Genomic DNA, 21,346 nt, shown 5'->3' with positions numbered 1-21,346 from the left:
AAAGATCACGGGTATATACTATTTCTCCACTTCACTAATGCTTGTATATGCTCTGGGCCAATGCCACAGCATCCGCCTATTATATTTGCACCAAGGCTATGCCACTTTTTAGCAAAGCTTAAATACTCTTCTGGGGATAAATCACGAGAACCTTGTACTGCTTCATTTGCTCTATGGCTCGCTGAAATAGGCGTAAAGCTATTAGCAAATGCTCCTATATTTATGGATTTATTTTTGTTAGCTAAGACTGTCGTTGTATCTTTAATCGCCTGTTCAATGACTTCAGGAATAGAGCAATTGAAGAAAATACCATCAACTTTGTTTTTAAGAACACTGTTTTCCATTGCATCATTTTCAAGAATTTTTTCGATAGCTTTTGTTACTAACTCACCCGATCTCAATTTAGCTGATTGTCCTATTTCATCACTCAAAGTAAAGGCGTAGTAACAAGGCTTAGTTGACGCTTGTAGTACGTTTATCATTACATCAGCTTCTGCAATACTAGAGATAGTTTCAGCAAACCATAGGTCGACATATTTGTCTTGCGCATGAAATAAATCACTTAAAATATCAAACGCTCTATCTTTTTCGAATAAGTCAGCTCGATAGGAACCGAATACAGGTGGTAAGGAGCCTGCGACTAATACATTGTGTTTAGCCTTTTGCGATGTATTTTGCGCAATTTTTGCCGCTTGTTCAGCTAATGCCTTTCCCTGTTGCTCATAAAGGCCTTCGCCAAGATGAAATGGTACGCAGGCGTAACTATTAACAATGATAATTTCAGCTCCCGCATCGATAAATGATTGATGCGCTTGAGCGACATAATGAGGAGCTTCGATAAGTGCTTGTGCGCTCCATAATGGCTGTGAGAAAGGAGCTCCGATACGCTTAAGTTCTCGGCCCATTCCCCCATCTAATATTGTTAATTTTTTCATCTGAAATTTTCTATAATATGGTAAACAAAGAGAGCACTATTCAAACATAATAATAGAAAAAGTATAATGAAACTTTATCTGAATAATCGTGAGAAAAATTCAACATAATAAAATAACAAAAGAGTGTAGAAAATTAAGTAGATAAGATATTCCTAACATTGTTATTTGGCTGTCAACTTGAAACTTGAATGAGGCTCTATCAACAAATGGTGTTTTGTATTAAAGAAACCATTTTACATTTCCACCATATCGTTCAAAAATAGTACTAGAAAGTTCAGCCACCCCTACTAACTAAATTAAACAACAGTGAGAATAAATGTGAAAACAATTCTATGTTTTGGAGACTCAAATACTTGGGGGTGTCGCCCGATTTACCTCGCCGATATAATATGAATGAACGCTGGACCATGCTTTTACAGTCTCAACTTCCCGACTGCTATCATGTTATCGAAGAGGGCTTAAATAGTCGTACTACTGTGCATGAAGACCCTTTTGAAGCAGGGAAAAAAGGATTAGATTACCTACTGCCTTGCTTGGGCAGTCATCACCCTGATTTAGTGATTATTATGTTAGGTACAAATGATCTAAAAACTCGCTTTAACCAAACAGCAAATGATATTTCTATGGGGGTCGCGACATTAGCTCAAGTTGCACTCTCTTTTAAACATGACTTTATGCCTAAATGCCCAGAAGTGCTATTAGTCGCACCACCACCAGTGTTTGAATCTGGTCCATCAAAGGTGAAGTTTAGAGGTTCCGAAGAGAAGTCTAAACAGTTTGCTTTATATTATAAGTTACGCGCTGAAGAGTTAGGTTGCCATTTTTTAGATGCGGGACAACATGTTCAAAGTTGCACTTCTGAAGGAATACATTGGCCACTAGATCAACACAAAAAGTTTGCTGATACACTCACTGAGTTAGTGCCTAGACTATTACCAGATATAGCGACGGATTAAATTTTGGGTTAAGGATAAAATACATGGCAAGGATGCGAGTCTTTTAAATATAGATTAAACTTGGTTCTACTTTTTTCAAACAACTAGAATGGATAAGTTGATGATGCTCTTACTAGCACCAAGTTTTATTAAAGGATTAATTTTAAATAAATAATTCGTCGGTCAAAGTTAATGAATCTTGATAAAATTCACCCAAACTTATGTCCGTTAAACCCAAATAAAGACTCAATTCTTGAACTACATCCCAATCAGCTTTTTCATATGCCATCACTAATAATAAAAGCTTACCCAATTTTCCATCTTTTAAAAGTAAAGCTGATTTTACTTCTTCATCGAAAGATATTTTCTTCAATATGATATCAAATGGCTGATCTAATATAGAATCTAATAATGAAAATATGCCTATTAAAAAAGCTTTGCCTCTTAGTTGCTTATCGTTTTTCATAATCAACTCACAAAAATGTGCCCTCTGAATTGATAAACGATATAAAGCTTCAGGTTTACCTTCTTGAACAGATGAAATAAGAATGAAAGTGACAAATTGTCGTAATTTCTTTTCGCCTAAATAAGAAATCGCCTGTCGAAATGAAGTGATTTTGGCAATGATATTTGAAGATGAATTAACCAGTAGAAGTAATTTATATGACAAAGCAACATCAGATGTAATAATTTTTTCTACGGCATAAAAATCGATTTCATCTTTAGATATTATATCTGCTAACCGAGTTAAAGCGATTATGGAAGAATAAATAACCTTTTTCTTAATAACTTTGGGTTTGCTAAAAAAGTATCCTTGAAAATAATCAAAACCTGCTTCAAGCGCATCTTGATATTCATCATAAGTTTCAACTTTCTCTGCAAGAAATTTAATATCATTTTCAATAAAGTGATTGATAAAGGGAATACATTCTTTAATAGAAATTAACCTTGTATCTAATTTAATAATGTCTACAAATGGAAAAAATCGTTCCCATTTTTTTGCTGGAACAAAATTATTTAACGCAATGATATAACCATCATGCTTTAAAGATTTAATTTGATTAAATAGTATCTCGCTTGGTTCACAATTCCCTAAAATTTCGATGACCATTTTATCTTTAGGAAACGTTTTAGGGATCTCTTCAAGAATGCTTTGATAAGGGAAATTAACAAACCCTAGTTTGTTGTCTAAAATGTTTTTTTCGGAAGAAAAAACTGATCCGAAAAAAGTCGAATCGTATCCAAGTTTTTATCAACAAGTGGATAGGAATTTTTTACCCCTTCTTTAAATAACAATTCATAAGCAATTAAGTCTAAATTTTTATTTAATATCGGTTGTCTTGCTACATACCCAAACATAAAACATTTTCCTTAGGCAAATATTTACGCCCATTAGATTAACGCCATGTGCGTCTTTAAAAATGGAAAAACATTGAGAGAGGCATTATTTTGTTATCGCTAAATAAAAATAAAGTGAACAATATTATGCCATTAGATGAGTCTATCATTTGGGGCTATTCTTGCACAGATGATGATATCAATAAAATGTTAGAAAGCACGAAATTAAGAAACTGAGGTTACTACGATGATAATTGTAGGTGCTGATAAGATAATATGCAGTATTGTGACTAGCTACTAAAGATAGAGCAAAAATAATTTCAAACTAATGTCGCCATTTAATGACTTCTTAACCAATTGATTTTAAATAACTTATTGTATTGTGGTTGATATGTGTCTGTATTTTGCGACAATGTTACTGATGATTCTCCAAAAATCGAAACAAATAAATCTTAACGTATTGAATTAAAACGAAATTTAAAGTTGGCGTAATTGTTGCTCTATAATTATTGCTAACAATAAAGTGGTTATTACTGTAAGCACGATATAGTTATGTAATAACATAATTTATTAAACAATCTAAAATCAGAATTATTAGCAACTAGTGTGTTTACTTAAATTATCTGTATAACCATTAATAATACCCATTACAATTTAATAAAAATAAGGAAATATCATGAATATGATTTCAAAAATGCTGTTAACAACGTTATCAATATTAGCATTAGGCGCATGTAGTTCAACTAAGGATATGGAAGCAGAATCAACCGAATCGCTGTCGACCATAGAACAGATTGCAGAGGATAAAGCAGTACAAACAGACATGATTGAAGTTGTAGAAACATTGAGTGAAGAAGAATTAATGGTTCAACAATATGGTATCGCTATTTTAAAAAAACCATTCAATTCGATTTTGATAAATCAACGATCAAGCCTGAGTTTGAATCTGTTTTACTTGCTCATGTCGCTTACTTAGTTGATCATCCTCAGAAAATGCTAACGATTGAAGGGCATGCTGATGAAAAAGGTACACCTGAATATAATATCTCATTAGGTGAGCGTCGCGCTAAAGTGGTGGCCACTTATTTAGAAAATAATGGCGTCGTACCTAATCAGATAAGTGTCATTAGTTATGGTGAAGAAAAACCAATTAATACAGAGAATAACGAATCTGCTTGGAGTGAAAACCGCCGTGCAGAGTTAGTATATTAATTTGAGACTGTTAAGGCATTAGTTTCTGTAGAAAGGCTGATGTAATAAATAAAGCAGAACATTCAAGTCTTTATGATTGCCTCTAAGTTTTAACCTGTGTTTACATGGGGTAATTCTGGAGGCAACAATAACTCAATAACCTAGCTCGTTAATAGCACCTCAAGATACTCTTTATTGCCAGCATAATATTTCAGCGCTATGTTCGATATACCTTCTTGTGTGGTGACGACCACTGTATAGGTTAATCTTTTTGGCACCTGTTAATGTCTATTAACTTTAATCCCTCCAGATGATAAGTCGGTAATAGCCTCATTTGGATTCATCGCATCATATTTTATGTTAACCCTCACTTAACCTATATATCTGTAAATTTATATGAATCAAATCATGACAGACAGTTAAGTTCAGTCATCGTATTGAGTAAACTTACATATTATAAAGATAGGGAAACTTTAAATGTCATTACTGAATAAACCAAAACCTTTTGCCGTTCTTGCTTTAATCGCTAGTCTCAGTTGTATTTTAGTGGTTGCTTGGTGCATGTTCAGTGTAAAAGCAGGCTCTATGGGATTTCGAGATGCGGCAGGATTAGTACGCTTAACTATTCAGACAAGCGCCAGTGTCGCCATTTTTTCTGCATTAGTATTTATTTTTTCAATGGTACGTGGTGAACTCATTTCAAGGGTGATGAGTGGGTCGCTACATTATTGGTTTCTGCGCTTGTTGTTGTTGCTGTTGCCAGTCAACCTTCTGAGTACGATTCACCGCCAGGGCCAGCACTTAATGATATATCTACCGATACTATCGATCCTCCTCAATTTGATGCAGTTGCGACCATTCGACCTAGTAAAAGTAACACCTTGGAATACCCTGGAGCTTCCGCTATAGCAAGACAAGCAGAGGCATTCCCAGATATAAAACCAATTCAATCAACGCTTACTAGCCAAGAAGCTTTTGCACGTAGTCTAGAAATTGTTAGTGATTCTGGGTGGGAGTTGATCGCTGAAGATATCTCTACTGGCATAATTGAGGCCGTTGCGACCACGCCATTTTTTGGCTTTAAAGACGATATTGTTATTCGAATTCGCGATAACGGGAACAAAAGCATTATAGACATTAGATCTCATTCTCGTGCTGGTCGTGGTGATCAAGGGAAAAATGCCAAACGTATTCGCAAATTTATTACTGATTTTTAATTATCGTTATTTACCAACACTCACCAAATTAGTTACATAGTAATTTTTATTGGTGAGTTTAAAATAAAGTAATGGTTTGCGATCTATTTTTTCGGTTGTGAATAAAAAGGGAATGAATATTCGCCAGGTAAAACTGAGGATGGGTTTAAAAGCGATTAAAAACAAAAGTATCATATCAATAAAATATATCCTCGACACTCCATTGAAACAGCAAAAAAGTTGGGTTTGAAATGGCAAAATGGAAACTATGGTAAGTAATATTAAAGTTAGTAATGAGAAAATTATCATTTCTGTTCAAAATAGGTTGTCATTAAACTCCCCTCAAAATATCTCAGATAGTATCTTTCAGTATTGCTAAAACAGCTTCAAAAATTATAAATAAAGTTTAAGCTGTTAAATTTTTTCAATATCAAGGCTTTGCATTTTTTCATTTTAAAATTGAATTGGCCGTTATTGTAGTAAACAAAGTGCGATCATTTGTTAGCAAAGTATTTCTCATTTAATATAAATCTTCAATTGCTATTATTTTAATAAATAACCATATCTTATTGAATATTAATTAAATTTTATTCTTTTAGTAAAAGTGTTTTTGCGATTATTTATAGAGATTTTTATATAATATATTAAAGGAGGTGAGCAATATTAAAAGTTCTATTAATGCTGATTTTTAGATTTTTAATCGCCTTCATTAGAGTATTTGCTATTGATCACATTTATTTTTACCTACCTATGAATTCCCACAGTATCCCCTTCATAAACGGCATAGAAAACATAATAGACTTCACATTTTAGAAATACACTAACAAAAAACCAGTCAATATTATTGTATTACAATAGTATTTGTATACGATGTGACTCAATCAATAGGGGCAAATTTGCAATACGTTGTTTAAGCCTAAATTGAGTAAAAATATCTTTATATTATAAAAAAATTAAGGAACTAAAATGAAAAAACTACTTTTACCTTTACTAGTTGCATCGCTTTTTACTAGCGTTGGTGTATCTGCAAAAACATTAAAACTAGGCCATGCAATGTCATTAGAAAGTGCTTGCTCACCAAGGTATGGTGATCATGGCTGATAAAGTTAAAGAAAAATCTGATGGTAAACTTAAGATTAAAATTTTTCCAAATGGCCAACTAGGTTCTGAACGTGATCAAGCAGAGCAAGTAGTAACTGGTGCAATTGATATGGCTAAAATCAATGGTGGTTTAGCGGAATCTTTCGAACCAACATTTAAAGTTAATGCACTACCTTTCTTATTCCGTGATGTACCACATATGAGAAAATTCATGAGAAGTGAAGCGACACAAGAAATGTTAGTTTCAAGTGCAGGTAAAGGTTTTGTTGGTCTTACTTTTTATGATTCAGGTACTCGTAGTTTCTACGCTAAAAAAGCAATTAACTCTCCTGCTGATCTAGCTGGTATGAAAGTACGTGTTCCAGGTTCTCCAACAATGATGGAAATGGTTAACTTATTAGGTGGTAAAGCAACACCTGTACCATTCAATGAAGTTTACACTGCATTACAACAAGGTGTTATTGACGGTGCTGAAAATAACATCTCTAGCCTTGTAGAAATGAAACACAGTGAAGTAGCTAAATTTTACTCTATGGATCAACATATGATGACGCCTGATGTGATCATTATTTCTGAACGTGCTTGGGGTAAATTAAGTGCTGATGAGCAAAAAATCTTAAAAGAAGTCTGCGACTGAATCTCTTGAAGAACAAATCAAAATTTGGGATGCAACAGATGATATGAACAAAGCTAAAGGCATCAAAGAAGGTGTAACATTTATTGAAGTTGATAAAGCCCCTTTCCGTGCTTGCTGTTAAACCTATGATTGATGAAGCTAAAAAAGATCCTAAATTAGCTAAATTCATTACAAAAATTGAAGCTCTTTAGTTTTAATTAGTATTAGTAGAAATATAATTTTGCCCTGGTATTACTAGGGCAAAATTTTTTTGGGGGTATAACACCATGTTAACAACTTTTAGAAAACTACTCGATAGGTTGATTCTTAGTATTTGTTCTTTTGCGCTTATGTTGTTAGTTGTTTCTGTTACTTGGCAAGTTTTTAGTCGTTATGTATTAAACGATCCGAGCAGTTGGACTGATGAATTTGCACGTTATGTAATGGTATGGCTGGGTCTACTCGGAGCAAGTTATTTATTTGGTATGAAAGGGCATTTAGCGATTACGTTATTAGATAGCTTCCTGAAAGGAAAATCTCATATTGCTTTGCACTTGTTGCTTAATATCATCTCCTTTGCATTTGTTGCATTAGCAATGCTTTCTGGAGGACTGGGGCTGATGGAAAAAACCACTCAACAGTTATCTCCTGCTTTACAGTTGCCAATGTCCACTGTTTATTCAATTTTACCTATTTCAGCTGTAATTATTCTCATTTATCTGGTTCTAAATACCTTGGACCTTTTTCTTGATAATAAAAAGAAAGTAACAACTTAAGAGGATTTACATTATGGATGACTTATACATGGGCATTTTACTTTTATGCCTTTTCTTCTTCATGATATCAATCAGCATGCCGATTGCCATTGCCATTGCAATGTCATCTTTGATTATCATTTATATTGCAATGGGCGCATTTACCTTTGAAGATTTTTCTTTTGAAACCTTCTTCGATATGCATCAGTTTGCAGTCTCCAATATTACCGCCACACAAAAAATATTCACAGGTATAGATAGTTTCAGTTTGTTAGCGATACCTTTCTTTATCCTCGCTGGGAATATTATGAATGTAGGTGGTATCGCGGGCCGATTAATTAATCTTGCAAAACTTATGGTTGGTTGGATCCCAGGTTCACTTTTACACGTTAATATCTTTGCTAATATGATGTTTGGTGCTGTATCAGGGTCTGCTGTTGCAGCCATCGCAGACCGTTGGTAAAACTTTAGGTCCTGAATTAGAAAAAGAAGGTTACGATAAAAATTTATCAACAGCTGTTAATGTCGCTTCATGTCCAGCTGGTTTATTGATTCCACCAAGTAACTCATTAATCGTATTCTCGGTTGTATCGGGTGGTACCTCTGTTGTCGCCTTGTTTATTGCCGGATATGTACCAGGTATTTTGATGGGTTTAAGTCGCATGGTTGTTGCTTATGTGCTTGCTAAAAAGAAAGGTTACAAAACCAGTGCGAATGACGGATTTACAGCAAAAGATGTATTACGCATTGTTTTTGAAGCACTGCCAAGCTTAGGGCTTATTTTTGTTGTTATCGGCGGTATTATTGGTGGCATATTCACAGCAACAGAAGGTGCTTGTATAGCGGTACTTTATTCCTTCACATTGTCCTTGTGTTATCGCTCACTGAGTTGGTCACATTTTCCTAAAATTTGTAATGAAACTACACAGATCACGGGAATAATGCTGTTCTTAATCGGCGCTTCAACCATTATGTCATGGGTAATGGCTTATACTGGTTTACCAAGTATGGTTAGTGAGTGGATGTTATCTATCTCAGAAAATCCAATTATTATCTTTATCTTAATGAATATAATTTTATTAATTGTTGGTATGTTTATGGATCTTACTCCTGCAGTATTGATCTTTACTCCTATCTTCATGCCGATTTCTGAGCATTTAGGGATGCACCCAATTCACTTTGCAATGATGATCATCTTCAATTTATGTATTGGTATTGCAACACCACCTGTTGGAACAGCATTGTTTGTTGGTTGTAGTGTCAGTGGCTCAAAAATTGAAAATGTAATCAAAAGTATTATGCCGTTCTGTGCTGTGCTGATACTGACATTACTAGCAATTACATTTATTCCTGAAATTAGCTTATTCCTACCAAGAGTATTTGGTCTGATTCAGTAATATATACCCGTTACCATTCAAGATGCAAAGTTCAGCAAGTTGTGAGGTGAGTAGATTCTAGGCGGAAAGTTGAAGATCTAACTGGTTCAATCAAGACTTTCTAACAACGAAGATGCTTGCCTCACAGCTTGCCTTGCGGGTCGCTAGCTCGAAAATCAATTCTGCGTTGCAACATTCGATAAGGGCTAGCCATTGTCATCATGTTGCGCCTTGCCTTGCTGTCCGAGCTAACGACTGAACAAAGCATCTTGATTGGTAACGGGTATAAGTAAGACAGTTTTAATAATAAGTAACCCTTCTGATATTGGGAGGGTTACTACTGCAAATGTTCAATTCCTATTCTAAGCTTAAATTAAAGCCCCTTATCTGCTCACTTTTTGTTATTTCAAATACCTTCATAAATGGTCGCGAAACCAGCAACTAAACAGAGTATGAGAGTTGAATATCTTAATATTTTTTGCGGAAGGTATTTTGCAGATATTTGTCCTGTTATATAACCGCCTAATGCGACGGGTAACAATGGTAATGTCAGAATGAAATGGTTGATAGTTAAGTAACCCACTGCGGCTTGAATAATCAATGAAATAATAGAACTAAATAAAAAGAATGCTGATAAATTGCCACGAAGTTTTGAAGCTTCCTGATGTTGCAAAAGTAAAGCAATGGGAGGCCCGCCAATGCCTGAACTTGTTCCCATAAAACCAGAAAGAAACCCTGCGATAGTCATGCGTGATGGTGTTGGTTCTAACCTAAACGGTAAAAGGCTAATAACCAGTGAAATTAAAACCAATATGCCAAGCCACAGTGAAAGTGTGCTCACAGAGACGTATAAAAGCAACAATGCACCGATTAACGAACCCGGTATTCTGCCGATGATTGCCATTTTAAGCGCACCAATTTCGATGCTTTTCCTGTTGTGTAAGGTATTAAGTATAGAGATGAAACAAGCGACTAAAATAATAGGCACAGGAACATAATCAAAGGACAGGTGGATTAAAAGTGGCGCCGCAAAAATAGCCATCCCGAATCCGACAGATGTTTGAATAAAAGCACCCACAAAAATGATAGCCATTGCAATAATCACGCTAAATTCCACTTTATATATTCCTCGTTACGCTACTGACACCGGATATAAAGGAGGCTCACCCTGTAGTACTTTAAAAATATCTAATACAATCGATTCTGAGATGGCAGTTTGAGATTGTTGCGTAAATGCCGCGATATGAGGAGTGACAGTGACATTTTCATGTTGTGCTAGTTCATCTGCTGTCGCTGGTTCTATGCTTCTTACATCTAATATCGCACCTTTTATTTGGCCTGATTTTAACGCAGTTAATAAAGCGACTTCATTAATAACCCCACCCCTTGAGCTATTTAATATAAAAGCATCTTTATTTATAAAGCCAATGTTTTCTTTATTAATGAAATCTTTCGTTTTATCGCCACCAGGTAGGTGAATAGAAACAATATCTGATTTTTTTAAAAGTGTGATTAAGTCAGTTTGTTGAAAAGGAGGTTTGATATTTGAAGCTGTGCGGTTATAAATTAAAACGTTTGCACCAAGGGCGCTCATCTTCTGGGCGAAAGATTTGCCGATATGCCCAAAACCGATCACACCTACAGTGGCTCCACTAATTTCTTTTCCTGATGCAAGATATTTAGCTCTATTCCATATTCCTTGTTTGGCTTCATCAATTGCACTTGGCAGATTACGAAAAGCATTAAAACATTGAGCAACACAATATTCAGCGACAGCATTAGTATTTTGTACTGGTGCATATACAACGGCAATATTACACTTTTGAGCATGATCACAATCGATATTTTCAGTGCCTGCTCCTAGTCGTCCAATCACTTTTATCGAGCTTAATTGATCCATTAACGTTGCATCGATTTGAGTCATATTACGAACGATTAATGCGTCATACTGTAGTGCTTTTTTAATAAGTGCAGAATGATCTTTCCATAATCCATCAACAATATCTATACATATTGAAGCGTCTAACGGATTTGGTATTTGAAAACTTTCGGTTGCTAATATCTTGTATTTTTTCATGTTTTATTACCTATGACGAATACCTTCAAAGAGGAGCTAGTTTTTATTTTTTAAAAAAGAAAAAAGAGAGGGGTGTAATTCACTCTTTTTAGTTAACCTTGTCAAAAAGTCTTTTATTGCATTTTTATTACTTTATACCGATATAAAACCATCGAGGGAAGGTTATTAGATGTACGAACCATAGGCATCTTTGTAGTATCATTGCTCTTTGCAAGCTCGGTAGCCCCCGAATAAATCTTGCGCTATTTTATCTTTTTCTAATGCGGTTCTGCCTAAGTGTAACTCTAGGAATTTAGCCGCTTCCTGTAATTTATTTGCTTCTATTAAATCTAATAATTGTAAATGTTCTTCGCATTCTTGTCGTGGCACTGGTCTTGAACCATTTACATTATATTCAATCAGTCTACGTAATCTGTTAATTCTTTGTAAAGCATCAATCAGAAAAACATTACCTGACATAGTTACAATTGTTTCATGAAATAATACACCAGCATTAAACATATCGGTCGCAGAAATAAGTTTTTGTTTGTTATTAAGAATATCGACTTGTGAAAGTCTAAGCATTTGGATTTGTGTTTGGTTGACTGAAAAACTTGGCTCTCTCAAAGCTTCAGGTTCAATTAAATATCGAAAACGATAACTTTGAGCATAAGCAGTTGGCGAGGAAATAAATTCATTGAATGACCATCCATAACCTAAACTTCTTGTTAACCAGCCATCTTTTTCCATTGCAATAAGTGCATCACGAATACTTTTTCTATTTTTGTCATAGCGATTGATTAATTCATTCTCAGTAAAGCTACGATTAAGTTTTCCATGTAGGTAATCTTTACCTATTTGTAAGCAAAAGGCATTTAAATTAGTGTTGTTGATGTTAATTTCTTGATTTAAAAGTGAATCATGATTGCTTTCAGGTAATCTAGATAAAAAATAGCCTTGATTTGGTTTTTTAATTAAATAGCCTTCACTCTCTAAATTGGCAAAAGCGGAGCGAATAGGAGTTCTAGAAACATTTAGCCTATTTGCATAGCTCACTTCTTTGATATGCGAGCCGACCACGACTTCTTCTTCAATAATCAATGTAAGAATACGTTTCATAAGTCGCTCTACTGAGCTTAATTGAGTGTGCTTTTCTGGCATATTTTGCATGTCACTTGTCCTGTCTAAATTCTTTAATTTAGTATCTCATTTAAATTGTATTTTGGTAACTTATATTGACAATATGTTAAAGAGATGTGTCTTTTTATATGTTGTATATCACACTTACAAAAAACAATATTTGTTGTTTTATTCATATTTCGCTTAATTAAATCCTTATTTTAAACTCTTAACTATTTGTTATTAATGATATTTATTGTTTTATTGTTTTTTTGGTTGTACTGGTGTTTTAACATTTTTGCTGACTTGACTTTATTGTTGCAGAAAAGTAAAAATTGTATTTAGTTAAAACAAAAGGCAATTATAAGATGAAAAAAATTGTATTAATTCATGCTGTTCAAGTAGCAATACAACCTATTGTTGATGCATTTAATGAACATTGGCCAGAGGCAGAGCTTATTCACTTATGGGATCAAACCTTAAGTATCGAACGAGCAAAGACCGATCATATTAATGATTTTTTATATCAACGTATCGATGCGTTATATGACTTAGCTAAATGCTCTGGTGGTGACGCAATCATGTTTACTTGTTCTGCATTTGGTGAAGCCATTGATAGAGTCGCAGAGCAATCAGATATTCCAGTTCTGAAACCTAATCAAGCGATGTTTGAGCAAGCGTTAATGATGGGGGGCAAGGTTGGCATGATTGGCTCTTTTTTACCTGCAATGGAGGGGATGGAAAAAGAGTTTATACAGTTAGCAGATTTACATAATTCTTCAGCCTCGATCAGCAGTATTTGTGTTGCCAAAGCACGCGAAGCATTAACAACAGGAAATATTAATTTACATAATCAACTTACCTTGGAGGCCACTTATCAATTAGAACAATGTTCAGTCATTATGCTGGCACATTTTTCATCATCACATGCGCTTAACCTATTAACCAGTAAGTGCGATAAACCCATTCTTTCTAGCCCAAAATGTGCGATTGAATACATTAAAAATCAGTTAATTACAAACTAAACTAAACGTTATTATTAAAGAGGATACTTATGAAACTATTAATTTTACCTGGTGACGGCATTGGACCTGAAATCACAGTCGCAGACCTTACAAGTGCTAAAGGTAGCCGATCAAAAATTTGGGTTAGCGCTGAGCTTTGATTTTGATGATGTGGGTTTTGATAGCTTAGAAAAATATGGCACTACACTTCGTCAAGAAACATTAGAAAAAGCCAAAAGCTATGACGGCATTATTTTAGGCACACAATCTCATGCTGATTATCCTAAACCAGAGCAAGGTGGGCGTAATGTCTCCGCTGGTTTTCGAATTGGTTTAGATTTATTTGCAAATGTACGTCCTGCGCGATCTCGTCCTTTTTTACCAACGAATATGAGCGAAGGAAAAAGTATTGATTTAGTGATAATGCGAGAAGCCACTGAAGGGTTCTATCCTGATCGCAATATGACAGAGGGCTGGGGTGAAGTAAAACCTTCACCAGATATGGCGCTATCAATAAGAAAAATCACACGTCACTGTTCAGAGCGTATTGCTAGGAAAGCTTTTGAGTTAGCAATGTTAAGAAATAAAAAAGTAACTGCTATTCATAAGGCCAATAGTTTTCATATGACGGATGGTTTATTTTTAGAAGCAGTGAATGATGTTGCCAAAGAATTTCCTGAAGTGCAGTTAGACGACCTCCTTATAGATGCTTCAACTGCGCATTTAGTCAGAACACCAGAGCGTTTTGATGTTCTGGTAGCAACTAACTTTTATGGTGACATTATCAGCGACCTCGCGAGTGAACTATCAGGAAGCTTAGGTTTAGCCGGATCTATGATGGCTAGTGACTTATATTGTTGCGCTCAGGCACAGCATGGTTCTGCACCGGATATCGCGGGTAAAGATATGGCAAATCCTGTTTCAATGATTTTATCTGTTGCGATGTTAATCGAATGGATGGGACAAAAACATCAACGTGCTGATTTGTTAAATGCCTCAAAAGCGATGACTGTAGCAGTTGATACTACCTTAGAAAATCCTAAATTCCGTACAGCGGACTTAGGCGGTAACTTAGGTTGTAAAGCCTTTACTTTGGCTGTATCAGAAACCTTATTAGCTCAATAAACAAACGTTCTATTGGCCATATAGGTATATGGCCTAATTAATAAAGGTATTAAATACCTTGTTTAACTGAAAAGGAAATGACCATGTCTATACTTAAAAAGATAATAATGCTCCCTGTATTTGCTTGCTTGTATTACAACAGCTAATGTTGCTCTTGCGGATGATTTAAATTACCCAGCCGAAAGACTTAATTACACAATAGCATTTGGTCCTGGTGGAGGAAATGATCTGATGTCTAGAACATTAGTGGATATCCTCAAGAAGGATAAGTTATACACAGAAAATATTCGAATCGATAACTTAGCCGGAGGTAGCGGGGCTGTTGGTTTTAATTATGTGGCTCAGAAAAAAGGCAGTGCCTATAACATTACCTCGACGAGTGGCAATTTCTTAGGTACTCCGCTAGTGTCAGATACTGGCTGGACTTACAAAGATTTCACTCCAATTGGTTTACTTGCTCAGGATGCGATGTTTTTAATCGTTCGAGACGACACACCATTTAAAACGGCGAAAGACTTTGTGGAATATGCAAAATCAAATCGTGTCACCATCGGTGGAACAGGTGCGACAGGCCCTGAGCGTGTTGTGGCTAGCTTGTTTGCTGAAAAAGCGGGCTTTGATTTTGATTATGTACCATCACAGGATGGAGGTGGCATGGTGACCTCGTTAACATCAAAAAGTGTGATGGCCATTATTGCTAATCCCTCGGAGGTCTCTGGGCAAATCAAAGCAGGTAATTTCCGTGCGCTTGCTTACTCAGAAAGTCAGCGTAGTACCGTTTATAAAGATGTTCCTACCTTTATTGAGCAAGGTTATGAATTTTCTTTCTCACTACCTCGTGGTGTTGTTATGCCGGCAGATATTGATCCGCAAGTACGTGACTGGTGGGTCAATACATTAAAGCAAGTTGTTGAAACACCTGAATGGAAGAAGTATTTAAATACTAATAGCTTATCGGGTAATACCGTGTGGGGTGATGACTTTGCCAGTAATTTGGCAAAAACTAACGAAGACTTTAAACGTGTACTAACTCAAATTGGTGCCATTAAATAATAATATTAAAGGTTGCGTAGCTCAGAGTTGCGCGACCTATTAAGGATGTATTATGCGATATTTCTTCTCACTCAGCTCATTGATTTTATCATTAGCATTTACAATATACGGTGTACTAACGTTGAACCTCTTTGATTTTAATGGGAGGCCCGGTGCAGGATTTTTCCCATTACTGATTGGAATCGGGTTAGTTGTATTCACTGGATATAATGTTTACAAAGATAAAAAAATAATGGCGACAAATAAAGCTGATGACGATGTAAACCAAAACATAAGTGAATCCAAGGTATATGCAAAGGATACCTTAGTGGTCGCTGTGTTAATTACGTTGCTTATTGCGATTTTAAACACTATTGGCGCGCTACTTTCGATGGTGTTATTTATGGTTGCATTTCTTGCCTACTTTAACCCAGGAAAAAAGACTCAAAATATAATTTATTCAATCGCTTTTCCTGCATTTATTTATCTGTTATTTGACGTGTGGTTAAACGCGGGATTACCAGATGGCTTATTAAGCTACTTTTATTAAAAGAGGATTGAATAATGTTAACTGAAATACTTGTAAACCTATCCTATGGGATGTCCGTAGCACTGACGCCAAGCAATTTACTATTTTTGTTATTAGGCTCATTTGTTGGAATGATTGTAGGATTATTCCCAGGTTTTGGTCCAGCGACTGGTATTGCCATTTTATTACCTATGACCTTTGGTTTAGACCCAACAACTGCCATTATAATGCTTTCGGGCATTTATTATGGTTCCATGTACGGTGGCACTATCACTTCAATATTAATCAACACTCCAGGTGAATCTGCAACGGTTGCTTCAACACTGGATGGTTATCCCTTAGCGCAAAAAGGGCGAGCAGGGCCTGCATTGGTAATGCAAGCGATTGCTTCATTTGTCGGGGGAAGTATTGGTGTTATTTTAATTTGTGCATTTGCACCTATTTTAGCCAAATTTGCATCACAATTTGGCCCGTCTGAATATTTTATGATCATCATGTTAGGCATGTTATTGCTAACAACCATGATGGGAGATAATAAAGTCAATGGAGTGATCTCTGCCTTATTTGGCTTTGCGATTGCTATGGTTGGTGTTGATTCCGTCAGCGGAGAGCAACGATTTACTTTTGGTTCGCCTGAGCTAATTGGTGGTATTTACTTTGTACCCGTTGCTATTGGTTTATTTGGTATTGGTGAGTTATTGTATTGTATCTATACAGGCCAACATAAAAAGGAAGTGGAAAGGATCAGCTTTTCTTTTACGGATAAAAGCTTTTGGCCTAATGTGAAAGATTATACGCAATCAAAGTTTACTTTTATACGCGGTTCATTGATTGGTTTTATCGCGGGTGTATTACCAGGTTCTGGTGCAACTATTGGTTCTATTCTAGCGTACTCGGTAGAAAAAAATGTGCCAAAGATGGACACCTTTTTGGACAAGGAGAAATGAGAGGTTTGGTTGCCCCTGAAACTGCAAATAACGCCGCATCTGCTGGTGCAATGGTGCCTTTAATATCACTCGGTATTCCTGGTTCAGGAGCAACGGCGGTGTTACTTGGAGCCCTTATGATGTGGGGGTTACAACCAGGACCTATGTTGATTGATACTAATCCAGATTTAGTATGGGGATTAGTGGCAAGCATGTATATGGGTAATATGGTACTGGTCGCGATGAGTATTTTTGCTATTCCATTATTTGTTAAATTTTTAGATATACCATACCGTTTGGTTATCCCCGTCATTGTTATTTTATGTGTGATAGGGGCATTCGCATTACATAACAGCATTATTGAAACGGCTATGTTAATCATAATGGGATTAATTGGTTTTGCTATGAAGATTTATGGCTATTCACCGGCGACTGACTGTATTAGCTTTAGTATTAGGGGGTATGGCTGAAAGTGCCTTTTTACAATCTTTAATTATTAGCCAAGGTAATTTGAGTATTTTTATTGAAAGACCAATTTCCCTAGTTTTGACTATTATTATGCTCATTCCAATTACTATCAATCTTGTTTTGACATTTAAGAAAATGACAAAAAAAGAAAGATCATTGAGTAAGCGCTTTGCTTCTGGATAAGTAAAGCTAATAAATACCGTTATTGTAGCGTATTTTGATGTTTAATCATTTACCAAAACTTGAACGACGTAAGGATAACGGTATAAGGTGCTAAGAGTCTAATAATTATGAGATGAAGATTTTATAGATATTAATGCTAGCATTATCCTGAATTGAAGTTAAATAATAGTATCAACCATTTAACCTGCATACACGCTATGTAATAAATACATAGCGATGCCTAAAAAATCGCGTTTCAACAATTATCATAGGTATTAAGTATAATGTCTCCTCTTTTATTAATGCTTCTCTCTACTGTTTGTTTATCATTGAGTGGTTTTTTAGCTAAGCTTTTAGATGAAATTGTTCCATTTAATGTGTTATTAATCGCGCGTTTAAGTATTCCTGCCATTATCATGTTAGGTGCGACTTTTTATGGTACGAGCAAGGTGGCCAACCTTGGCTGAAACTAAAGTGATCAGTAAACGTTCTATTTTTATCGCCTTAACGCAGTTCTTTTTCTTTTTATCATTATCTAAGCTAAGCTTGATTGAGTTAGTTGTTTTGTTTAGTACAGGACCACTATTTATTCCAATTATTGAAAAGGTTTTATATGGTTCAAAAATATCTAGGCCAATAGCATTAACATTATTATTTTCATTTTTCGGTGTAATTGTGCAATCAGGCGTGATCAATGGTATACAATTTCAGTGGGGTATGTTGCTAGGCTTGTTAGCTGGATTTTTTAATGCTTGTTCACAAGTATCGATGTATAAATCTAGTAAAATTAACTTGCACCCATTAATGACCAATGGTGTAAGTTTTTTGATTGCCACATTATTAGTGCTTCCAGTTGTTACTTTAATAATAGAGTCACCGGCATCTGAGTATGCTTATTGGTTATTTCCTTATGTTGCTGTCATCGTGATTATGGGCGGGTTAAGTGTTGGCACACAATTATTTAGGACCAAAGCTTATCAAAGGTCGCTATCAAGTGCAGAACTTGCACCTATATTTTATTTAAATATATTTATTGTCGCTTTATTACAAGTCATCTTTTTTGAACAAACATTTCAGCTATTTCAGCTATTAGGCTTATCGATTATTGTGACTGCTTGTTTAATTTATTCTTATGCGAGTTACCACTTGAGATAATTCCTAGATATTTGTTTTCTAATCTATTTTTGATAGGCAACAAAGCCGTTGGGCATAGCAACTTGTACTTAGAAGTATAAAAAAGGATTACTTACTTGCTTTCAATTATGCAGTGAGTAATCCTATTAAATTTTCTAAAACAAATGGGTTATAGTTAATATTGTATCGTTGACCTGTACTCAGCTATTATTTTCCCCGGCCTTGTAGATCCGTTACTTCTTCATCTGTTAAATAACGTGTTTTTTTGTCAGATAAAAGTAGGGCTAATTTTGCTGTTTCTTCTAATTCTTCTGCGTTATCTACTGCATCTAAAAAGTCACTGCCAGTGATGATCGGACCATGATTAGACAGTAAAAATGCACGGTATTTACCTGCTAATTTTGCTAATTCCTCTGCTATTTCAGGTGCCCCTGGTCGGTAATAAGGCACAACGGGTAACTCTCCTATGCGCATCACGTAATATGGGGTGAATGCCTTAATTGCATTATTAGGATCTAACCCTTCTAAGCAAGAAAGTGCAGTTAAGTAAGTTGAATGCAAGTGCACAATGGCATTACACTTTGGATCTTTTTCATAAATAGCTAAATGAAAAGCGACTTCCTTAGAGGGGCGCTTCCCTGATATATGACATCCGTTTTTATCAACAACAGACAGTTCATCTGCAACTAAACGGCCAAATGAAGAACCTGTTGGTGTCGCAAGGAAGTTACCATTAGGTAATTTTAATGATAAATTTCCAGCTCCACCTGTAGCGTACCCTCTTTCAAACATCGAGCGTGCTAGCTCAACCATTTGCTGTCTTAATTGAACTTCATTCATAGAAAAGCCTCCTGAGCCTTAGTGAAAAATGTTTCGTCTCCAAAATTTCCTGATTTTAATGCAAGAGACAAGGGGGGATTTACTGCTTTTACCCAAGGCACGCCAGGGGCTATTTGTGGGCCAATATGGAAACAGTTAACTTATAGGCTTTGTGTCACTACTCCTGAAGTCTCACCACCTGCAACAATAAAATTGCAGACTCCTTTCTCCTTAAGCTTGATGGCCAATTGCTTAAAAAATCTTCAACAGCTTGGCTAGATGCTTCTGCGCCGTATTCTAATTGTATTTTTTTTAAGCCTTGAGGATCTGCTGTTGCATAGACTAAAGGTGCTAATGTGCTTTGTGTTTGATTTAAAACCCAATCGCACACTTCTTGACTATAGTTGTTTTTATTTAAACAATGCTCAACATCTATAGCTAAATGTGGCGCTTTTTTTATATAATGACTTACTTGCTTGTTAGTTGTTAAAGAACATGAGCCTGAGAAAATGACAGTAGGTGCTTTGCTTGGATAGCCAGCTTTTTTAGCTTCAGTCTGATCTTGTAAATGTGACTGCCAGTTTTTAGCAATGCCTGATGCTAAACCTGAACCTCCAGTAATCAACTTAAGTCCACTGATAGATTTTCCTATATTATCAATATGTTGGGAGTTAAAGGCGTCAACCACTGCATAACGTTTACCCTGTGCTTTGAGTGCTTTAAAACCCTTAATGATATGATCTGGTCCTTGTTCAATTATTTGATAATTAATTAGCCCCGTCTCTCCTCGAGATTGTGCATCCATCAATTGGACAACATTAGAGTTTTTCATAGGTGTTACTGGATGATTGCGCATTCCAGATTCACTCAATAATTGACCTAATACAAAAAGATATCCGTTAAATACTGTACGCCCATTAACGGGCAGGGAAGGGCAAACAACAGTAAAGTCTTCATTTAATTGATCTAATAATGCATCAGTGACGGGACCAATGTTCCCCTGTGCAGTACTGTCAAAAGTAGAGCAGTATTTAAAGTAAAATTGTTGGCATCCTTGTGATTGTAACCACTTTAATGCTTTCACTGAGTCAATAATCGCTTGCTGAGTTGAGCATGATCGAGATTTTAAACTAACTACCACCGCATCAGCATTTATCTTCATATCTTCAGATGGGATTCCATTCACTTGAATGGTACGCATACCATTCTCAACAAGAAAACTTGCGATATCTGTTGCCCCTGTGAAGTCATCTGCAATAACACCTAATAACATATTCTTTCCTCTATATTCGATAAGTTGATTTCATCAAACATGCTACTGTTTAGAGCAATAGCATAAATAATTAACTCTTTCTTTGTACAAGGCTTCACCACTTTCATTGATATTGTTTCTAACCCGATGATTATGATGAGTTTTACTGCATGTTGAATATTTATCATCTTGCAGTTGTTCTGTTTATTCTAGTTTTTAACTTATAGCACAAATAATTGGTTTAACATTTTTTAACTTAATTTAACATTTATTAACA

At 35.6% G+C, this 21,346-nt stretch carries 23 protein-coding genes and 2 pseudogenes; 16 read left to right on the top strand and 9 right to left on the bottom strand.

What is annotated here, in order from left to right:
- Positions 1 to 5 precede the first annotated feature (5 nt).
- Positions 6 to 935 carry a homocysteine S-methyltransferase family protein gene (locus ACLKMH_RS01680; protein ID WP_413700624.1) on the bottom strand — a complete coding sequence of 310 codons (930 nt, stop codon included), beginning with the start codon at positions 933 to 935 and terminating at the stop codon, positions 6 to 8.
- Between the two features lie 389 nt (positions 936 to 1,324).
- Between ACLKMH_RS01680 and ACLKMH_RS01675 the strand changes: the two genes are divergently transcribed.
- Positions 1,325 to 1,891 carry a GDSL-type esterase/lipase family protein gene (locus ACLKMH_RS01675; protein ID WP_413700623.1) on the top strand — a complete coding sequence of 189 codons (567 nt, stop codon included), beginning with the start codon at positions 1,325 to 1,327 and terminating at the stop codon, positions 1,889 to 1,891.
- Positions 1,892 to 2,033: 142 nt separating this feature from the next.
- On the opposite strand, the gene ACLKMH_RS01670 is transcribed toward ACLKMH_RS01675, so the two are convergent.
- Both ACLKMH_RS01670 and ACLKMH_RS01665 read right to left on the bottom strand, forming a co-directional pair.
- A complete protein-coding gene (locus tag ACLKMH_RS01670) occupies positions 2,034 to 3,008 on the bottom strand; it encodes an EAL and HDOD domain-containing protein (protein ID WP_413702229.1) in 975 nt (324 codons plus the stop codon).
- 50 nt (positions 3,009 to 3,058) lie between these two features.
- Entirely contained in the window at positions 3,059 to 3,229 is a 171-nt protein-coding gene (locus ACLKMH_RS01665; protein WP_413700622.1) for a hypothetical protein, read from the bottom strand.
- Positions 3,230 to 3,884: 655 nt separating this feature from the next.
- On the opposite strand from ACLKMH_RS01665, the gene ACLKMH_RS01660 reads away from it, so the two are divergent.
- From ACLKMH_RS01660 to ACLKMH_RS01630, 7 genes and pseudogenes are all read left to right on the top strand, one after another.
- On the top strand, positions 3,885 to 4,184 hold the full coding sequence (locus tag ACLKMH_RS01660; RefSeq protein ID WP_413700621.1) for a hypothetical protein: 300 nt from the start codon (positions 3,885 to 3,887) through the stop codon (positions 4,182 to 4,184).
- Entirely contained in the window at positions 4,067 to 4,420 is a 354-nt protein-coding gene (pal, locus tag ACLKMH_RS01655; protein ID WP_413702228.1) for a peptidoglycan-associated lipoprotein Pal, read from the top strand. The genes ACLKMH_RS01660 and pal overlap by 118 nt, the downstream gene beginning before the upstream one ends.
- Before the next feature lie 707 nt (positions 4,421 to 5,127).
- Positions 5,128 to 5,616, top strand: a complete 489-nt coding sequence (locus tag ACLKMH_RS01650; protein ID WP_413700620.1) for a DUF1499 domain-containing protein — start codon at positions 5,128 to 5,130, stop codon at positions 5,614 to 5,616.
- Between the two features lie 945 nt (positions 5,617 to 6,561).
- Entirely contained in the window at positions 6,562 to 6,696 is a 135-nt protein-coding gene (locus ACLKMH_RS01645; RefSeq protein ID WP_413700619.1) for a hypothetical protein, read from the top strand.
- Positions 6,689 to 7,333 (top strand): TRAP transporter substrate-binding protein, encoded by a 645-nt coding sequence (locus ACLKMH_RS01640; RefSeq protein WP_413700618.1) that lies wholly within the window; start codon positions 6,689 to 6,691, stop codon positions 7,331 to 7,333. The genes ACLKMH_RS01645 and ACLKMH_RS01640 overlap by 8 nt, the downstream gene beginning before the upstream one ends.
- 266 nt (positions 7,334 to 7,599) lie before the next feature.
- Entirely contained in the window at positions 7,600 to 8,088 is a 489-nt protein-coding gene (locus ACLKMH_RS01635; protein WP_413700617.1) for a TRAP transporter small permease, read from the top strand.
- 28 nt (positions 8,089 to 8,116) lie between these two features.
- Positions 8,117 to 9,464: pseudogene (locus tag ACLKMH_RS01630) on the top strand (TRAP transporter large permease).
- 385 nt (positions 9,465 to 9,849) lie between these two features.
- Here ACLKMH_RS01630 and ACLKMH_RS01625 read toward each other — a convergent pair.
- The 3 genes from ACLKMH_RS01625 to ACLKMH_RS01615 form a co-directional block, all read right to left on the bottom strand.
- Positions 9,850 to 10,560 (bottom strand): sulfite exporter TauE/SafE family protein, encoded by a 711-nt coding sequence (locus tag ACLKMH_RS01625; RefSeq protein ID WP_413700616.1) that lies wholly within the window; start codon positions 10,558 to 10,560, stop codon positions 9,850 to 9,852.
- A gap of 15 nt (positions 10,561 to 10,575) precedes the next feature.
- Complete coding sequence (locus ACLKMH_RS01620) at positions 10,576 to 11,520, bottom strand: NAD(P)-dependent oxidoreductase (RefSeq protein ID WP_413700615.1); 945 nt, start codon at positions 11,518 to 11,520, stop codon at positions 10,576 to 10,578.
- A gap of 198 nt (positions 11,521 to 11,718) precedes the next feature.
- Entirely contained in the window at positions 11,719 to 12,669 is a 951-nt protein-coding gene (locus tag ACLKMH_RS01615; protein ID WP_413700614.1) for a GntR family transcriptional regulator, read from the bottom strand.
- Positions 12,670 to 12,986: 317 nt separating this feature from the next.
- Here ACLKMH_RS01615 and ACLKMH_RS01610 point away from each other — a divergent pair, with 317 nt between their 5' ends.
- The 8 genes and pseudogenes from ACLKMH_RS01610 (at position 12,987) to ACLKMH_RS01575 (ending at position 19,019) form a co-directional block, all read left to right on the top strand.
- Complete coding sequence (locus ACLKMH_RS01610) at positions 12,987 to 13,643, top strand: aspartate/glutamate racemase family protein (protein ID WP_413700613.1); 657 nt, start codon at positions 12,987 to 12,989, stop codon at positions 13,641 to 13,643.
- A 60-nt stretch (positions 13,644 to 13,703) separates the two neighbouring features.
- Positions 13,704 to 14,747 carry an isocitrate/isopropylmalate dehydrogenase family protein gene (locus ACLKMH_RS01605; protein ID WP_413700612.1) on the top strand — a complete coding sequence of 348 codons (1,044 nt, stop codon included), beginning with the start codon at positions 13,704 to 13,706 and terminating at the stop codon, positions 14,745 to 14,747.
- Positions 14,748 to 14,867: 120 nt separating this feature from the next.
- Complete coding sequence (locus ACLKMH_RS01600) at positions 14,868 to 15,800, top strand: tripartite tricarboxylate transporter substrate binding protein (RefSeq protein WP_413700611.1); 933 nt, start codon at positions 14,868 to 14,870, stop codon at positions 15,798 to 15,800.
- A gap of 52 nt (positions 15,801 to 15,852) precedes the next feature.
- Complete coding sequence (locus ACLKMH_RS01595; protein ID WP_413700610.1) at positions 15,853 to 16,329, top strand: tripartite tricarboxylate transporter TctB family protein; 477 nt, start codon at positions 15,853 to 15,855, stop codon at positions 16,327 to 16,329.
- Positions 16,330 to 16,343: 14 nt separating this feature from the next.
- Positions 16,344 to 17,704, top strand: a pseudogene (locus ACLKMH_RS01590) (tripartite tricarboxylate transporter permease).
- On the top strand, positions 17,697 to 17,885 hold the full coding sequence (locus ACLKMH_RS01585; protein WP_413700609.1) for a hypothetical protein: 189 nt from the start codon (positions 17,697 to 17,699) through the stop codon (positions 17,883 to 17,885). The pseudogene ACLKMH_RS01590 and the gene ACLKMH_RS01585 overlap by 8 nt, the downstream one beginning before the upstream one ends.
- A gap of 263 nt (positions 17,886 to 18,148) precedes the next feature.
- Positions 18,149 to 18,331 carry a hypothetical protein gene (locus tag ACLKMH_RS01580; RefSeq protein WP_413700608.1) on the top strand — a complete coding sequence of 61 codons (183 nt, stop codon included), beginning with the start codon at positions 18,149 to 18,151 and terminating at the stop codon, positions 18,329 to 18,331.
- Positions 18,324 to 19,019, top strand: coding sequence for a DMT family transporter (locus tag ACLKMH_RS01575; RefSeq protein WP_413700607.1), 696 nt, complete (start codon positions 18,324 to 18,326; stop codon positions 19,017 to 19,019). Before ACLKMH_RS01580 ends, ACLKMH_RS01575 begins: the two co-directional genes overlap by 8 nt.
- A gap of 186 nt (positions 19,020 to 19,205) precedes the next feature.
- On the opposite strand, the gene ACLKMH_RS01570 is transcribed toward ACLKMH_RS01575, so the two are convergent.
- Genes ACLKMH_RS01570 through otnK form a run of 3 tightly spaced genes read right to left on the bottom strand, consistent with a single transcriptional unit; the run spans position 19,206 to position 21,090 of the window.
- Positions 19,206 to 19,838: an aldolase gene (locus tag ACLKMH_RS01570; RefSeq protein ID WP_413700606.1), complete on the bottom strand. Its 633-nt coding sequence runs from the start codon at positions 19,836 to 19,838 to the stop codon at positions 19,206 to 19,208.
- Positions 19,835 to 19,939, bottom strand: a complete 105-nt coding sequence (locus ACLKMH_RS01565; RefSeq protein WP_413700605.1) for a hypothetical protein — start codon at positions 19,937 to 19,939, stop codon at positions 19,835 to 19,837. The genes ACLKMH_RS01570 and ACLKMH_RS01565 overlap by 4 nt, the downstream gene beginning before the upstream one ends.
- Before the next feature lie 56 nt (positions 19,940 to 19,995).
- The gene (gene otnK / locus ACLKMH_RS01560) at positions 19,996 to 21,090 is read right to left on the bottom strand and encodes a 3-oxo-tetronate kinase (RefSeq protein WP_413700604.1); all 1,095 of its coding nucleotides are present in this window, start codon (positions 21,088 to 21,090) and stop codon (positions 19,996 to 19,998) included.
- Between the last annotated feature and the right edge of the window lie 256 nt (positions 21,091 to 21,346).

The organism is Psychromonas sp. KJ10-10 (genome assembly GCF_047323245.1).
In the GTDB taxonomy this organism is placed as follows: domain Bacteria; phylum Pseudomonadota; class Gammaproteobacteria; order Enterobacterales; family Psychromonadaceae; genus Psychromonas.
This window is presented reverse-complemented; position numbering and strand designations above follow the sequence as displayed.

Excerpts from the sequence above, each read along its gene's own strand:
- ACLKMH_RS01680 (WP_413700624.1), bottom strand. The coding sequence starts at position 935 with ATGAAAAAATTAACAATATTAGATGGGGGAATGGGCCGAGAACTTAAG.
- ACLKMH_RS01675 (WP_413700623.1), top strand. The coding sequence starts at position 1,325 with ATGAATGAACGCTGGACCATGCTTTTACAGTCTCAACTTCCCGACTGC.
- ACLKMH_RS01665 (WP_413700622.1), bottom strand. The coding sequence starts at position 3,229 with ATGTTTGGGTATGTAGCAAGACAACCGATATTAAATAAAAATTTAGAC.
- ACLKMH_RS01660 (WP_413700621.1), top strand. The coding sequence starts at position 3,885 with ATGAATATGATTTCAAAAATGCTGTTAACAACGTTATCAATATTAGCA.
- ACLKMH_RS01645 (WP_413700619.1), top strand. The coding sequence starts at position 6,562 with ATGAAAAAACTACTTTTACCTTTACTAGTTGCATCGCTTTTTACTAGC.
- ACLKMH_RS01640 (WP_413700618.1), top strand. The coding sequence starts at position 6,689 with ATGGCTGATAAAGTTAAAGAAAAATCTGATGGTAAACTTAAGATTAAA.
- ACLKMH_RS01635 (WP_413700617.1), top strand. The coding sequence starts at position 7,600 with ATGTTAACAACTTTTAGAAAACTACTCGATAGGTTGATTCTTAGTATT.
- ACLKMH_RS01620 (WP_413700615.1), bottom strand. The coding sequence starts at position 11,520 with ATGAAAAAATACAAGATATTAGCAACCGAAAGTTTTCAAATACCAAAT.
- ACLKMH_RS01615 (WP_413700614.1), bottom strand. The coding sequence starts at position 12,669 with ATGCAAAATATGCCAGAAAAGCACACTCAATTAAGCTCAGTAGAGCGA.
- ACLKMH_RS01610 (WP_413700613.1), top strand. The coding sequence starts at position 12,987 with ATGAAAAAAATTGTATTAATTCATGCTGTTCAAGTAGCAATACAACCT.
- ACLKMH_RS01595 (WP_413700610.1), top strand. The coding sequence starts at position 15,853 with ATGCGATATTTCTTCTCACTCAGCTCATTGATTTTATCATTAGCATTT.
- ACLKMH_RS01585 (WP_413700609.1), top strand. The coding sequence starts at position 17,697 with ATGGCTGAAAGTGCCTTTTTACAATCTTTAATTATTAGCCAAGGTAAT.
- ACLKMH_RS01580 (WP_413700608.1), top strand. The coding sequence starts at position 18,149 with ATGTCTCCTCTTTTATTAATGCTTCTCTCTACTGTTTGTTTATCATTG.
- ACLKMH_RS01570 (WP_413700606.1), bottom strand. The coding sequence starts at position 19,838 with ATGAATGAAGTTCAATTAAGACAGCAAATGGTTGAGCTAGCACGCTCG.
- otnK (WP_413700604.1), bottom strand. The coding sequence starts at position 21,090 with ATGTTATTAGGTGTTATTGCAGATGACTTCACAGGGGCAACAGATATC.